Genomic DNA, 14,263 nt, shown 5'->3' on the forward strand with positions numbered 1-14,263 from the left:
GTGGCTCCAAGCGGTGACGGGCGGACGGGGGACGCTTCAGGATAACCGCACTTCCGCACGCTCCCGTCACACCCGAACCCGCCCGGCACCCCCTACACGCGCGCCGCGCGCCCCTTACCCGTGCACTTCGTGCCGACCCTCCGCGCCGGCTCTCCCGCCGCCGCCCCTCACGCCGCCCCTCACGGCGCCTCCATCAGCCGCGGCGACAGTGCCCCGCAGGGCACCAGCTCCGCCTCGGCCCCGGCCTCCCGGAGGTCGGTGAGGACCAGTTCGTCGTACATCAGGAGCCCGGACTGCTCGGGCCACAGCACCGCCCACAGCCACATCCCGAGCGCCTCGCCCGCGAAGACGGCCCGGTCGTCCGGCGTTCTGGAGACGTGCCAGAGCGGGGTCGGGCGGCCGGCGGCCAGCACCTTGGCGTCGGCGGGCTTCTCGACGTCCAGGTACGGCCCCGGGTCCGGGCCGTCGACGCCCGCGTACCGTGCGCCGAGCCCGACGCCGAGTTCCTCGGCCACGAGGATCAGCTCGCCCATGCCGCCGAGCGGTCCGGGTCCGGTGCACGCGACAGCGGTGGCGCGGCCGCCGCTGCGGTCGTCACCCGCGCTGGCCACCCCGGTGAACAGCCAGCCCACCGGCAGCGGCCACGGCATCCACACCGGTACCCGGGTACGGTGCACGACGACGTCGAGAGCCTCGACGCTCGGCGGTATCACGGGCTGGACCGGATGCACGACGCCGTGCACATCGCACTGCCAGGCATCGGAGAAGAGGCCGGGAGCCCTGACCCGGCCACCACACTTCGGGCAACTGGGTTCGCCCCTCATAGGGCCCCACGGTCCTACCCTCGCCCCGCCACGTCAAGGACGATCACCCGTCCGGACCGAACCGGTCACCCGAGGACCGGAAACGGTACACACCGACCGGTTCGGACCACGGCACCGCGCAACCGGTGGCCGCATCCGGGGCGCACGCCCCGCCACTCCCGACCGGTCGGCCCGTCAGGCACCGGCCGTCCCGGCCGGCACCCGGCCACCGTCGTCCTCACCGGCTGAACCAACTGAGGTGCCGCGGCTCATCGTTGACGGTCCGGCACAGGTGAGCTTGCTCACTTCGGCGAACGGCCGCCCGCCGAAAGCGGGGAACGCGTCAGTCCAGCGCGACGGAGGCGCGGGTGGGGTGCCTCAGGTCCGTTCCGCAGGCCAGCCAGCGCTCCTGCAACTCCTGGGCGCCGTGCACCCGCTTCCAGGCCGCCTCGTTCGGCGTCATGGGCAGCAGCGGCAGGAACCGTACGGGCTCCATGGGCTCGTCGAGTTCCAGGTCCTCCACCAGACCGCCCGGCTCGGCGACCAGCACCGAGGTGAACGGGGCTCCGGGCCACAGCGGTTCGCCGACGTCGAGGGAGGCGCCGGGGGCCACGACCACACCCTCGACCTGCGGGGACGCGGCGAGCACGGCGAGCGGGCGGAGCACCTTGTCGGTGTCGGTGAGACCGCCGCGCACCGACAGCACCAGCTCCGCGCGCGGGCCCGCGACCGGATCCGCGATCGCCGCCGTGGGGTCGGCCATGGGCTGGGCGGACATGCCGAGGGTGGCGTAGCGCACGATGTCGCCCTCCTGGAAGCGCAGCACCTCGATGCGGTCCGTACCCAGAAAGGTGACCGCCGCGCGCGCGTCCGGCTCGCCCAGAGCCGTGAGCAACCGGGCCTCGACCAGAGGAAGAACATCTGCCATGCGGCGAGCATAGAACCCGTCGGCAGCAGGCGAAGCGGCACCTTGACACAGTGGCCGGCTGCTAGTCTGGCCCGGTGGTTCGGGGCAGCACGCAGTAGGCCCCCCAGGCAACGCCCAGGCCCGGCAGGGCATTTTCAGGGCACTGGGTGAGTCCGTCGGAGCCCCGGTACCGCTATGACACTCCCCCTACGGGGGAATCCCCTTCAGGGGATGAGGATCGTCCCTTACGAGGGACCGGCCGGAGGAGGTGGGGCTGGCATGGACCGAAGTCGACCGTGCAGTAGCACCCGCTCTTCCACCCGTTGATGTAGCTGCTCCGTTCCGGCTGTCACCTCGCATCATCGCGTCTTCATCGGAAGAGCATTTCGTTTCGTCCCGACTGATCTGCCCCAGTAGCTGCATCAGCGACGAGACTCGCCACCGCGACGGTGCGGTGCTCCCCGCTTTGTGGACGTGCCAAACATCCCCTGCCCGGGCTTTTTTCCGGAAGCCGGGTCATCCCTGGTCAGGACGTCCTCATTCCGGGTGGTTCCACCCGTCGCGCCGGCGCCTTTCGTTGCCCGTTTCGCGAAGGAGCCCGCCATGTCGATGATCCGTGACCTGCGCGCCGTGGTCCGTCCCTCCCGTGCCCCGCTGCGCAAGGAGAGCAGCGCCCCGTACGACACCACCCGCGACCCGGCGACGACCACCGCGGTCGTCGACTGCGCCATCTACCGCGACGGCCGCCGTGTGGAGACCGAGAGCCCGCTCACCCCTCAGGAGGCGATGCGCCTGGTGCGCCGGGACTCGGGCTTCGTGTGGATCGGCCTGCACGAGCCGACCGAGGACGAGTTCGCCGGTATCGCCCGCGAGTTCGGACTGCACCCGCTGGCCGTGGAGGACGCCGTCCAGGCCCACCAGCGGCCCAAGCTGGAGCGCTACGACGACTCGCTCTTCACGGTCTTCAAGACCATCCACTACCTCGACCACGACCGGCTCAACTCCAGCAGCGAGGTCGTCGAGACCGGTGAGGTGATGTGCTTCACCGGCCGGGACTTCTTCATCACCGTCCGGCACGGCGGCCAGGGTTCCCTGCGGGGCCTGCGGCACCGCCTCCAGGAAGACCCCGAGCTGCTGGCCAAAGGCCCCTCGGCGGTCCTGCACGCCATCGCCGACCACGTCGTCGACGGTTACATCGCGGTCGCCGACGCGGTGCAGGACGACATCGACGAGGTGGAGACGGAGGTGTTCTCGCCGGGCCGGGGAGGCACTCCGCGCGGCACCGACGCCGGACGGATCTACCAGCTCAAGCGGGAGGTGCTGGAGTTCAAGCGGGCGGTGTCGCCCCTGCTGCGGCCCATGCAGCTGCTGAGCGAGCGGCCGATGCGGCTGATCGACCCCGAGATCCAGAAGTACTTCCGGGACGTCGCCGACCACGTGGCCCGGGTGCACGAGCAGGTGATCGGCTTCGACGAGCTGCTCAACTCCATCCTCCAGGCCAATCTCGCGCAGGCGTCCGTGGCGCAGAACGAGGACATGCGCAAGATCACCTCGTGGGCCGCCATCATCGCCGTGCCGACGATGGTCTGCGGGGTGTACGGCATGAACTTCGACTACATGCCGGAGACGCACTGGAAGTACGGCTACCCGGTGATCCTCAGCGTGACCGTGGCCCTCTGCCTGGGCATCCACCGCACGCTGAAGCGCAACGGCTGGCTCTGACACCCTCCGGCACCGGCTCCGGGAGCAGAACCGGAACCGGAACCGAGAGGGGCCCCGTGGCCGGCCCCGGGATCCGGAGTCCGGCCCGGAGGCCCTGGATAGGCTGGGCCCATGACAAGTGCGACCAGTGCGCTGTTCGACCGGGCCCTCGTCGAGGAGGCCACCAAGAAGTCCGGCCTCGTCTGGGTCCGGGGGTCCGGTGGCCCGGCCCGGCCGCTGTGGCACGTGTGGCACGAGGGTGCGATGTGCCTGGTCGGCGACGGCCCCGGGGAGCAGCCGCTGCCCGGGCTGGCGGACGGTGGGCCGGCCGAGGTGACGGTGCGCAGCAAGGACAAGGGCGGCCGGCTGGTCTCCTGGGCCGCGACGGTCGTGGAGTTGCCCTCCGGGTCCGAGGAGTGGGACGCGGCGGTCGCCGTGCTCAAGGGCAAGCGGCTCAACGCGCCCGACGGCGAGGCGATGACGGAGCGCTGGGCGCGTGAGTGCCGGGTGCTGCGTCTGGAGCCGACCGGGGCGACGGCACCGCTGCCCGAAGGTTCCCTGGCCGAGCCCCCGCTGCCGACGCCGGTGACGACCCGGCACCCGGTCCCCGCGGGCCTGCCCCGGCTGCTGGCGGGGCGCAGGAAGCGCCGCTGACCGGCTGGATCCGCCCCGCTCCGCCCGGTCCTCCTACGACGTCGGGTGCTGGCCCTCGTAGTCCAGCGTCTCGTCCCCGGCCGGTTGTTCCAGGGCGAAGTCGGCGCCCCAGGCCGAGAAGGTGAGGGTGCCCGCCTTGCCGGCGCGCACCAGGCGCAGCGGGTACGGCTTGCCCTCGAGGGAGACGTCCAGGGTGCCGCCGGAGCCCTCGTCGCCGGTGATGCGGATGGTGCGGACGCCGCCCTGCTCGTGGTGGCCGTCCGTGGCGAGGGTGCCGTGCAGGGTCAGCAGACCGTTGAGGAGGACGTCCTTGTCCGCGAACCCGATGAACTTCTTGTACGACGGGTCGCCCTCCGGCACCTTCACGTACTTCTCGGCGAGCTTGCCGGCCGCCGCCGCGTCCGAAGCCCCGTCCCCCTCGCCCTTCGCGCCCTCCTTGCCGGCCCCGCCGTCCGCCTGGCCCCAGAACTTGGCGTCGGCCTTCAGGAAGAGCTCGTCGTCGACCTTCAGCAACCGGAACGTCTGCCCCCCGGCGGTGACCGATCCGATGCCGCCCTCGGGCTTGAGCCGCATGTCGAGCGTGTACGTACGCCCGCTGGTGACGACGTTTCCGTGCAGCCGCACGGTGTCGACCGACTTGGCGGCCGTCCGTGTCCTGCTCTGGATCTCGGCGGCGGTCAGCTTGCCGACGCCGTTGGTGCCCTCGTTCGGGTCTTCTTCCTCGGAGCATCCCGTGAGCGCCATTCCGGTCACGAACAGCACGCACACGGCACTCGCCAGCGTGGCTGTGCGGGAACGGCCCGGGGAGATCGGAGTCACAGGTTGCGCTGCCTCTCTGACGGGGACCTGAACGGCGTACCGCAGATTACCGGGGCCGTACCGGCCGGTCGGAGGCAGTCCGTCCGGACCGGCCACGGGAGCAGCGCTGATCGGGACGGGCTAGCCTGAAGCCGCCCGAACGGGCCATCCGGACAACCGGCGCGGCAGCGGACAGGACAGCACAGCAGGGCCAGAGCAAGCAGAAGTACACACGCACGGCAGCACCGACCCGTATGAAAAGGAGCCGCCGCCATGGCAGCGGGCGCCCCCCGGTTCTTCGTCTCGCACATCTCCGGCGTCGCCGCCTTCGATCCGGCCGGTGACCAGGTGGGGCGTGTGCGCGATCTGGTCGTCATGCTGCGGGTGGGCGGGCGACCACCGAGACTGCTCGGTCTGGTGGTCGAACTGCCCAGCCGGCGCCGCATCTTCCTGCCCATGAACCGGGTGACCGCCGTGCAGTCCGGCCAGGTCATCACCACCGGGGTGCTCAACGTCCGGCGCTTCGAGCAGCGGCCCACCGAGCGGCTCGTCTTCGGTGAGCTCCTGGACCGCAGGGTGACGCTCGTGGAGACCGGTGAGGAGGTCACCGTCCTCGACCTGTCGGTGCACCAGCTGCCGGCCCGCCGGGGATGGGTGATCGACCGGGTGTTCGTCCGCAAGGGCAAGAAGGGCGGAACGTTTCGTCGGGGCAAGGGGGAGACCCTGACCGTCGAGTGGTCGGCGGTCAGCGGGTTCTCGCTGGAGGAGCAGGGGCAGGGGGCCGAGAATCTGCTCGCCACGTTCGAGCAGCTGCGCCCCGCCGACCTGGCCAACGTCCTGCACCACCTCTCCGCCAAGCGCCGCGCCGAGGTGGCCGCCGCTCTGGACGACGACCGCCTCGCGGACGTGCTGGAGGAGCTGCCCGAGGACGACCAGGTGGAGATCCTCGGCAAGCTGAAGGAGGAGCGCGCCGCCCACGTCCTGGAGGCCATGGACCCGGACGACGCCGCCGACCTCCTCTCCGAGCTGCCCGAGGAGGACAAGGAGCGGCTGCTGAGCCTGATGCAGCCCGGTGACGCGGCCGACATGCGGCGCCTGATGGCATATGAGGAGCACACGGCGGGCGGTCTGATGACGACCGAGCCGATCGTGCTGAGGCCCGACGCGACCGTCGCCGACGCCCTGGCCCGCATCCGCAACCCGGACCTGTCCCCGGCGCACGCGGCCCAGGTCTACGTGTGCCGTCCGCCGGAGGAGACCCCGACCGGCAAGTACCTGGGCACGGTCCACTTCCAGCGGCTGCTGCGCGACCCCCCGTACACGCTGGTCGGCTCGATCATCGACGACGATCTGCAGTCGCTGGCGCCGGGTGCGGCGCTGCCCGTGGTCGCCGGGTTCTTCGCCGCGTACGACATGGTGGCGGCGCCCGTGGTCGACGAGACGGGCGCGCTGCTGGGAGCGGTGACGGTGGACGACGTACTGGACCACATGCTGCCGGACGACTGGCGGGAGACCGAGTTCCATCTGAACGAGGGCGACGACCCGGACGGCGCCGACGGCGCGGAGGACACGGACGGTGCGGACGGCAGGGACGTCAGGGACGACGACGAGGGGGTGGTGACCGATGGCACCTGAGCGCGACGGCGTGCGCGAGCAGCGTCACCCGGCGGGTGCCACGGCCGCCGGCCGCGTGCGGACGCCCCGGCTGGACCAGCCGCGCCCGCCCAGGCGCCGCCTGCTGCCCGAATGGGATCCGGAGGCCTTCGGGCGCCTGTCGGAGCGGATCGCGCGTTTCCTGGGGACCGGCCGGTTCATCGTCTGGATGACGGTCGTCATCATCGTGTGGCTGGTGTGGAACGTGTCCGCGCCGAAGGAACTGCGGTTCGACGAGTACCCGTTCATCTTCCTGACCCTGATGCTCTCCCTCCAGGCCTCGTACGCGGCCCCGCTGATCCTGCTGGCGCAGAACAGGCAGGACGACCGCGACCGGGTCAACCTGGAGCAGGACCGCAAGCAGGACGAGCGGGCGATCGCGGACACCGAGTACCTGACGCGGGAGGTCGCCGCCCTGCGCATCGGGCTCGGGGAGGTCGCGACGCGCGACTGGATCCGCTCGGAGCTCCAGGACATGATGAAGGAGCTCGAGGAACGGCAGAACGGACACCGGGACCATCACGGCTCCATCGCGGCAATGCGGGCGCAACGGTCTCCGGGACGTGACGCAGACGACCAGTAGCGGGCTTACCGGGGGACGTGCCGGGCGCCGTACCATCGACACCATGGCTACGGAAGACGCGGTGCGCGAGGCACTGGCGACAGTGAACGACCCCGAGATCAACCGGCCCATCACCGAACTCGGGATGGTCAAGTCGGTCGAGATCGGGGCGGACGGGGCGGTCGCGGTCACCGTGTACCTGACGGTCTCCGGCTGCCCGATGCGGGACACGATCACGCAGCGGGTGACGGACGCGGTCTCCCGGCTCGAGGGTGTCACGCGGGTCGACGTCACGCTGGACGTGATGAGCGACGAGCAGCGCAAGGAGCTGGCGAACGCCCTGCGCGGCGGCCAGGCCGAGCGCGAGGTGCCCTTCGCGAAGCCGGGCAGCCTCACCCGGGTGTACGCGGTCGCCTCCGGCAAGGGCGGTGTCGGCAAGTCGTCGGTGACGGTGAACCTGGCGGCGGCGATGGCGGCCGACGGTCTGAAGGTGGGCGTCGTGGACGCCGACATCTACGGCCACTCGGTGCCGCGCATGCTGGGTGCCGACGGGCGTCCGACCCAGGTCGAGAACATGATCATGCCGCCGTCCGCGCACGGGGTGAAGGTCATCTCCATCGGCATGTTCACCCCGGGCAACGCGCCGGTGGTGTGGCGGGGCCCGATGCTGCACCGCGCGCTGCAGCAGTTCCTGGCGGACGTGTACTGGGGCGACCTGGACGTGCTGCTGCTCGACCTGCCGCCGGGCACCGGCGACATCGCGATCTCGGTCGCGCAGCTCGTGCCGAACGCCGAGATCCTGGTCGTCACCACGCCCCAGCAGGCGGCGGCCGAGGTGGCCGAGCGGGCGGGCTCCATCGCCGTGCAGACCCACCAGAAGATCGTCGGTGTGGTCGAGAACATGTCCGGCCTGCCGTGCCCGCACTGCGACGAGATGGTCGACGTCTTCGGCACCGGTGGCGGCCAGTCGGTGGCCGACGGACTGACCCGCACCACGGGGGCCACCGTCCCGGTGCTCGGTTCCATCCCCATCGACGTGCGCCTGCGCGAGGGCGGCGACGAGGGCAGGCCGGTCGTCCTGTCCGACCCGGAGTCCCCCGCGGGTTCGGCGCTCCGCTCGATCGCCGGCAAGCTCGGCGGGCGTCAGCGCGGTCTGGCGGGCCTGGCGCTGGGCATCACGCCCCGGAACAAGTTCTGAGCTCTCCGGGCGCCCGTACGGGGTCCTGAGAGCCGCTGTGCCGCGTCCGGCCGGGGCGCCGTCCTTCGGGGCGGCGCCCTTCGCCGTGCGAGGACGGCGGTACGTTCCCCGCTCGGGCCCGGCGGTACGTCCCCCCGCTCAGGACGCGTAGGCGGTGATGTCCTTGACCACGGCGAAGCCCAGCCCGTACGCGCTCATGCCCCGGCCGTACGCGCCGACGTGCACGCCCGCCCGCGTCGATCCCGCGAGCACCCAGCCGAACTCGGACTCCCGGTAGTGGAACGGCGTCGACACCCCGTCCACGGGGAGGGACAGCGTCGACCAGTCCGGTCCGTCGAGGTCGTCCGCCAGCACCCAGGCGGTCTCCGTCTGCTGCTCCAGCCAGTCGTCGCGCAGGGAGTGGTCCATCTGGCCAGGCCAGGTGAACGACAGCAGCCCCACTCCGGCGAGCCAGGCGGCGGAGGACACCGAGGTGGCCTCCATCAGGCCGGTGCCGTCCGCGCTGCGGCGCACCGGGTTGGCGGCCACCGTCACGGCGACCGCGAACCTCTCCTTGGTCTCCTGGCCGCTCTGGGCCGTGTACTCGCTGCGCACCGAGGGCTCGTCACCGTGCCCGATCGATCCGTGCTCGACGGTCCCGTCGGCCGCGGTGCCCACCTGCATCAGCCAGCGCCGCCCCGTGAACGCCTCGTCGAGGCCGTACCACGGGAAGGGCGCGCTCAGGTAGCCGTCGACCGTACGCCGGACGGAGGGGACTGGTCGTCCGTCCTCCGCGGCCGACGCCTGCGCGACTGCCCGACTCGTCGTCTCCATGCCCGGACGCCTCCTCGCTCTCGTCGGACCGGGGGCGGCCCGCCCCCCTTCGGGCGTACTCGTCCGGACCGCACAACAACTGGGGCAGCATAGCCACCTCGTGGGCACCTGCCCGGGAAACCACCCGGCGCGTAGGCCGCGTGGACGTCCGGTTCGGGCCGTGCGGGGCTCTGGCGGAGTATGAAACGCGTCACGTATGCGGGGGCGTACACCCCCGTGCGCCCGGCCGCGGCTGCGCCGGGCGAGGCTCAGGTGGCGTCTGCGTCGAAGGGCGGACGGTCGTCGGCGGCCGCCTTCTCGGGCTTCTTCGTCATGTCGAGGCGACCGCCCGGGGTGGACGCGGAGGAGGTGGAGGCGGAGGAGGACTCGGCGTCGCGGCCCTGGACGGCGTCCGTGACCTCGGCCATCTCCTTCTTCAGGTCGAAGCCGCTGCGGATCTCCTTGAGCCCCAGGTCGTCGTTGTCCATCTGCTTGCGGATGAACGTCTTGGGGTTGAGGTCCTCGAACTCGAAGTCCTTGAACTCCGGGCCCAGTTCCTCGCGGATGTCCTGCTTGGCACTGTCCGAGAAGTCGCGGATCTTCCGGATCGTCCTGGTCACGTCCTGGATGACCTTGGGGAGCTTGTCCGGACCGAAGACGAGCACGGCGAGGATGACGAGCGTCACCAGCTCGAGCGGTCCTATGTCATTGAACACCTGAAGCTCCTTGCGATGTCCTCGGCCCTCGGCCCTCGGTGGTCAGTGCGTCGACGCGTCCGTGCGTCCGTGCGTCCGTGCGGTCTTCCGTGGTCCGGGCCGGGTCCACGGTACCCGGCCTCCCCGCACGACCGGTACTGTGCCGGGGCCTCCGGTTGCGTGACGGGTACGGTCTTCGCCGGCTGTTCGCCTTCCCGTGCCTGCCGCGCCCCCCGTGTCCCCGCGCCACCGCACCGGCCGTCGTGCCGCCCGGTGTCTAGCCGCCGCCGGAGGAGCCGAGGACCAGCGAGACCTCCCGCTCCTTGCCGTCCCGCTCCAGGGTGAGCTCCAGTCGGTCCCCGGGGCGGTGTGCGCGGGTCTTGACGATGAGTTCCTCACCGGAGTGGACGCGCTGCCCGTCGACCTTCGTGATGACGTCGCCGGCCTTGATCCCGGCCTTGTCGCCGGGCCCCCCGGTGCTGACCGGGGGACCGCCGTCGCTGCCCTCGGCGCCGACGCGGGCGCCGTCGCCGGCGTAGTCCATGTCCAGGGTGATGCCGATCACCGGGTGGGTCGCCCTGCCGGTGTTGATCAGTTCTTCGGCGACGCGCTTGCCCTGGTTGATCGGGATGGCGAAGCCGAGGCCTATGGAGCCGGCCTGGCCGCCCTCGGCCTCTCCGCCGCCGTCGGCGGCGGAGCGGATGGCGGAGTTGATGCCGATCACGCGGCCCTCGGCGTCGAGCAGGGGGCCGCCGGAGTTGCCGGGGTTGATCGGCGCGTCGGTCTGCAGGGCGTCGACGTACGACACGTCACTGCCGTCGCCCTGCCCACCGCCCGCCGTGATGGGGCGTTCGCGCGCGCTGATGATGCCGGTGGTGACCGTGCCGGCCAGGTCGAAGGGGGCGCCGATGGCGACCACGGGATCGCCCACCCGCACGTTCTCCGAATTGCCGAGGGGCAGGGGGGCCAGACCGCCGACGCCCTTGACCTTCACCACGGCGAGGTCGTAGCCGCTGTCCCGGCCGACGACCGTGGCCTCGGCGGTGTCGCCGCTGTGGAAGGTCACGGTGATCTCGCCGTCGCGTCCGGCGGGCTGCACGACGTGGTCGTTGGTGAGGATGTGTCCGCGGTCGTCGAGCACGAATCCGGTACCGGTGCCGGCCGACGCCGCCCCGCTGACGTGCAGGGTGACGACGCTGGGCAGGGCCTGCGCGGCGATGCCGGCGATGCTTCCGGGTTCCCGTCCGGCGGGCTCCTCCTCGGCCTGCGGGAGTTCCACGGCACCCACACCGCCGCTGCGTTCCAGCTGGGTGCCGACGATCCCGCCGACGCTGCCCGACAGGAGCGCGACCAGCAGCATGAGGCCGACGAGCTTCCTCCTGGCCCGCTTGCGCCGCCGGTCCTCCGTGTCGACCGCGCCCCCGGTCTGCTGCAACGGGGCACTCGCCGCGGCGGCGGCCCAGGGGTCGTAACGCTGCCAGGGGCCGGCCGGTGCCTGGACTTCCACTGCCGGAGCGCCCGGGGCCGGAACCATGGATGCGGGCGCGGGCTCGACCGCGGGCGCGGATGCGGGCTCGACCGCGGGCGCGGGTACGGGGTGGCTCGCGTCCGGGGCCCCGGGCCCGGGGACGCCGGGCGCGGGCGGGGCGGGGGCAGCGGGCTCCGGCACGCCGTGAACAGGTGCGCCGGGCACGGCTATGTCGTGCGGCGGTGTGCCCGGCGCCGGGGGTGGTGTCGGGACGGGCACCGACGCGTCCTGCGCGGGAGTTGCCGCCGGATGCTGAACCGGGGGCGCGGGCGCCCAGGGGCCCGGCTCACCGTACGGCGGGGTGCTGTAGGGATCGGGGTCGTGCAGCGGCCGGGGCTGCTCGGACCGGTCTCCGAAGGAACCGGGGAGGACGGGCTCGGAGAACCCGGAGGGCTCGGAGGACTCGGCGGGCGCCGTGGGCCCGGAGAACCCGGCGGGCTCGGAGGACTCGGCGGGCGCCGTGGGCCCGGAGAACCCGGCGGGCTCGGAGGACTCGGCGGGCGCCGTGGGCCTCGCGGGCTGCGTGGGCACGGCGGCCTCGTGAGGCTCTGCGGCTCCCGCGGGTTCGACGCCCTCTGCGGGCACGCCGGCTTCCGCCCCCTCGGCGTTCCGGGGCCGGTGCAGTTCGTAGTCGCCCCCCGCCTCGGCCAAGGACGCGGCGGGCCGGGCGAGTTCGAAGTCGGCGTCCTTCGGTGTGTCCACCGGAGCGGGAGCCGGACCGGCACCGTCGGTGAGGTCCGCGCCGCCGGGGCCGTCGGAGCCGGTGGTGCCGTCCGAAGGCGCCGGGCGCTCCAGCTCGAAGTCCCCGTCCCGGTCCGGCTCGGCCGGCTGTCCCTGCTCCCCCGGCTCCCCCGATGGGCTCGCCTTCGGGGGCTTCCCGTCGTTCATGCTCTCCCCACAGCTGGCCGCAGATCGTCGACTCCGTGGCTCCTTGCGCCTCCGCGCTTCGAAGCCCTGGTCCGGCACCCGGCTCCATGGGCCTGGGCGCGCCACCTGGATTCAACCAGGTTCGCACGCCCGTGCGCAGCGGACGGGCGCGCACGGGCCGGGGCACCGGTCAGCGGATCATGCGGGAGGAAGCGGCCGGGCGGGCGCCGCGGTCGCGCCGCCGGAGGGCGCGGAGGAAGCGGAAGGTGCGGGGGACGACGGGACGGCGACGGTGGGGAAGCCGCCGGGGGTCTTGAGCCCCGGGGTCGTCTCCCACTCCGTCAGGGACAACGGCGGTATCAGCGGGGCCCTCAGGGCGGCGCCGGCCATGGCAGGAGTGGCCGCCAGGGGGCTGTGGCGCCGGGGAGCGGGCGGCGGGGCCCCGGGGAGCAGCGGCGCGGACGCCTGGGTCGGGGCGGCCGGGGTGCCGCCCCGCGCGCTCTGGCCCTGCAGCTGGCCCAGCAGGGGGGCGGAACTCCGGCGGCGCTGGGAATCGGGCGTCGTCGTCGGCGTGCTGCCCTGGGTGCGCAGCGGGGTCACATTGCTGCCGTTGCCCGAGCCGCGGACCTCCGCGTCGGTGGGTGTGAGGGTGACGACACCGCCGAGGGCGATCGCCGCGAGGGACACCGCCCCCGCCGCGGCGGCGGCGAACCGCATCCCGCGCGAGGAGGGCCGGTCCTGTTCGTGCCGGCCGACGTCATGGATGCGGAAGCCCCGGTCCGCCGTGGCCGCCCCCGACGGGGGCGGGAGCAGGGGGGAGGATCGCCGGGCGGGCGTGTGGGCGAACTCGAACCGCTCACCGCGCCTGCCGGCCCCGAAGGATCCGGGCATCCCGCCGAGCTGCGCGGGCGGGCCGCCCGGCAGCACTCCGCCGTCCAGGGGCGAGCCGCCGCCGAGGTCGCCGCCCGCCGGAAGGCCCTGGAGGCGGGCCAGGAAGCTCTCGGACGGGGGCGGGGGCGCGGCTTCCGCGAAGACGTTCTTCAGGCGGCGCTGTGCGTCCAGCTCCGCCTTGCACTTCGTGCAGGTGGCGACGTGCGCCAGTACGCGCTCACGCGCGTCATGACCCAGCTCTCCGTCCACCAGGGCGGAAAGCCGGTCTCCCAGGTGCTCCTCTGCGAGGTGTCCCTCGGCAGGTTTCGGACGTGAACCACTCACGTGCTCGCGCCCCCTCCTCCCAGTGCGGGAACACGCGGCACGAAGGAGCGGCGCTCCGTGCGCGCCTGGGGCGAGCGGTGAGCGAGGGCCTTGCGCAGCTGTGAGCGCCCGCGGTGGATCCGGGACCGGACCGTGCCGAGCTTGACGCCGAGGGTCGCGGCGATCTCCTCGTACGACAGTCCCTCGATGTCGCAGAGGACGACCGCGGCGCGGAATTCGGGCGCGAGCGTGTCGAGGGCCTGCTGGACGTCCGCGTCGAAGTGGGTGTCGTTGAAGACCTGCTGGGGGGTGGGCTCCTTGCTGGGGAGCCGCTCGGCCGCGTCGTCGCCCAGCGAGTCGAAACGGATGCGCTGCTTGCGGCGCACCATGTCCAGGAAGAGGTTGGTCGTGATGCGGTGCAGCCAGCCCTCGAAGGTGCCCGGCGTGTACGTCGACAGCGAGCGGAAGACGCGGACGAAGACCTCCTGGGTGAGGTCCTCCGCGTCGTGCTGGTTACCGGTGAGGCGGTAGGCGAGCCGGTAGACCCGGCCGCTGTGCATGCTGACGATCTCCTCCCACGTGGGCGGAGTCCACGCCTGCCCGTCCGCGTCGGTGGAGAAGCTCGCGGTCTGGGCCGGCTCAGCGGCGTGGCTGTGGTCAGCAGCGGTGTCGTTCACGGATTTCGGCCTGCCCGCCGATCCGAGGAAGCGCCTCAGCACTCCTCCCCGATCCCCAGGCGCAGCCGCACCTCCCCTATCGGCTCTGGTGGTGTCCAGTGGAGCCCCTACCATAGCCACCTCGCCCGTTAGCTCCGGATAAGCGGTTTTACGAGAAATTGATGTGGGCTGCCACGGCTCGTGGGCCTGCGTCAGCACTTGCTCGGTGTCCCCGCCCATACGCCCACCCCCTCC

General features: G+C 72.4%; 13 protein-coding genes. 5 read left to right on the plus strand and 8 right to left on the minus strand.

The features are described from left to right. Positions 1-179: 179 nt before the first annotated feature. Positions 180-824 (minus strand): DUF6758 family protein, encoded by a 645-nt coding sequence (locus ACIF80_RS01415; protein ID WP_399797905.1) that lies wholly within the window; start codon positions 822-824, stop codon positions 180-182. 322 nt (positions 825-1,146) lie between these two features. Further along, on the minus strand, positions 1,147-1,731 hold the full coding sequence (locus ACIF80_RS01420) for a suppressor of fused domain protein (RefSeq protein ID WP_399797907.1): 585 nt from the start codon (positions 1,729-1,731) through the stop codon (positions 1,147-1,149). A 582-nt stretch (positions 1,732-2,313) separates the two neighbouring features. On the opposite strand from ACIF80_RS01420, the gene ACIF80_RS01425 reads away from it, so the two are divergent. Both ACIF80_RS01425 and ACIF80_RS01430 read left to right on the plus strand, forming a co-directional pair. Beyond that, positions 2,314-3,432 (plus strand): magnesium and cobalt transport protein CorA, encoded by a 1,119-nt coding sequence (locus tag ACIF80_RS01425; protein ID WP_399797909.1) that lies wholly within the window; start codon positions 2,314-2,316, stop codon positions 3,430-3,432. Between the two features lie 111 nt (positions 3,433-3,543). Further along, complete coding sequence (locus ACIF80_RS01430; RefSeq protein ID WP_399797911.1) at positions 3,544-4,065, plus strand: hypothetical protein; 522 nt, start codon at positions 3,544-3,546, stop codon at positions 4,063-4,065. 33 nt (positions 4,066-4,098) lie between these two features. On the opposite strand, the gene ACIF80_RS01435 is transcribed toward ACIF80_RS01430, so the two are convergent. Beyond that, entirely contained in the window at positions 4,099-4,884 is a 786-nt protein-coding gene (locus tag ACIF80_RS01435) for a hypothetical protein (RefSeq protein ID WP_399797913.1), read from the minus strand. 252 nt (positions 4,885-5,136) lie between these two features. On the opposite strand from ACIF80_RS01435, the gene ACIF80_RS01440 reads away from it, so the two are divergent. From ACIF80_RS01440 to ACIF80_RS01450, 3 genes are read left to right on the plus strand one after another with little or no spacing between them, the layout of a single operon-like run. Continuing rightward, entirely contained in the window at positions 5,137-6,498 is a 1,362-nt protein-coding gene (locus ACIF80_RS01440; protein ID WP_399797915.1) for a magnesium transporter MgtE N-terminal domain-containing protein, read from the plus strand. Beyond that, positions 6,488-7,099 (plus strand): DUF1003 domain-containing protein, encoded by a 612-nt coding sequence (locus ACIF80_RS01445; RefSeq protein WP_399797918.1) that lies wholly within the window; start codon positions 6,488-6,490, stop codon positions 7,097-7,099. Before ACIF80_RS01440 ends, ACIF80_RS01445 begins: the two co-directional genes overlap by 11 nt. 43 nt (positions 7,100-7,142) lie before the next feature. Then, positions 7,143-8,276: an Mrp/NBP35 family ATP-binding protein gene (locus ACIF80_RS01450; RefSeq protein WP_399797921.1), complete on the plus strand. Its 1,134-nt coding sequence runs from the start codon at positions 7,143-7,145 to the stop codon at positions 8,274-8,276. Between the two features lie 138 nt (positions 8,277-8,414). Here the strand turns inward: ACIF80_RS01450 and ACIF80_RS01455 are convergent, their stop codons facing one another. The 5 genes from ACIF80_RS01455 to sigE all read right to left on the minus strand — a co-directional run bounded on the left by ACIF80_RS01455 (position 8,415) and on the right by sigE (position 14,143). Further along, a complete protein-coding gene (locus ACIF80_RS01455) occupies positions 8,415-9,089 on the minus strand; it encodes a hypothetical protein (protein ID WP_399797924.1) in 675 nt (224 codons plus the stop codon). A gap of 248 nt (positions 9,090-9,337) precedes the next feature. After that, positions 9,338-9,784 (minus strand): sec-independent translocase, encoded by a 447-nt coding sequence (locus ACIF80_RS01460; protein ID WP_399797926.1) that lies wholly within the window; start codon positions 9,782-9,784, stop codon positions 9,338-9,340. 256 nt (positions 9,785-10,040) lie between these two features. After that, a complete protein-coding gene (locus ACIF80_RS01465; protein ID WP_399797929.1) occupies positions 10,041-12,179 on the minus strand; it encodes a trypsin-like peptidase domain-containing protein in 2,139 nt (712 codons plus the stop codon). A 177-nt stretch (positions 12,180-12,356) separates the two neighbouring features. Next, positions 12,357-13,373 (minus strand): anti-sigma factor family protein, encoded by a 1,017-nt coding sequence (locus ACIF80_RS01470; protein ID WP_399797931.1) that lies wholly within the window; start codon positions 13,371-13,373, stop codon positions 12,357-12,359. Next, entirely contained in the window at positions 13,370-14,143 is a 774-nt protein-coding gene (gene sigE / locus ACIF80_RS01475) for an RNA polymerase sigma factor SigE (RefSeq protein ID WP_399797933.1), read from the minus strand. Before sigE ends, ACIF80_RS01470 begins: the two co-directional genes overlap by 4 nt. Positions 14,144-14,263 lie beyond the last annotated feature (120 nt).

Source organism: Streptomyces sp. NPDC085927 (assembly GCF_044540975.1).
GTDB classification, from domain to species: Bacteria; Actinomycetota; Actinomycetes; order Streptomycetales; family Streptomycetaceae; genus Streptomyces; species Streptomyces hirsutus.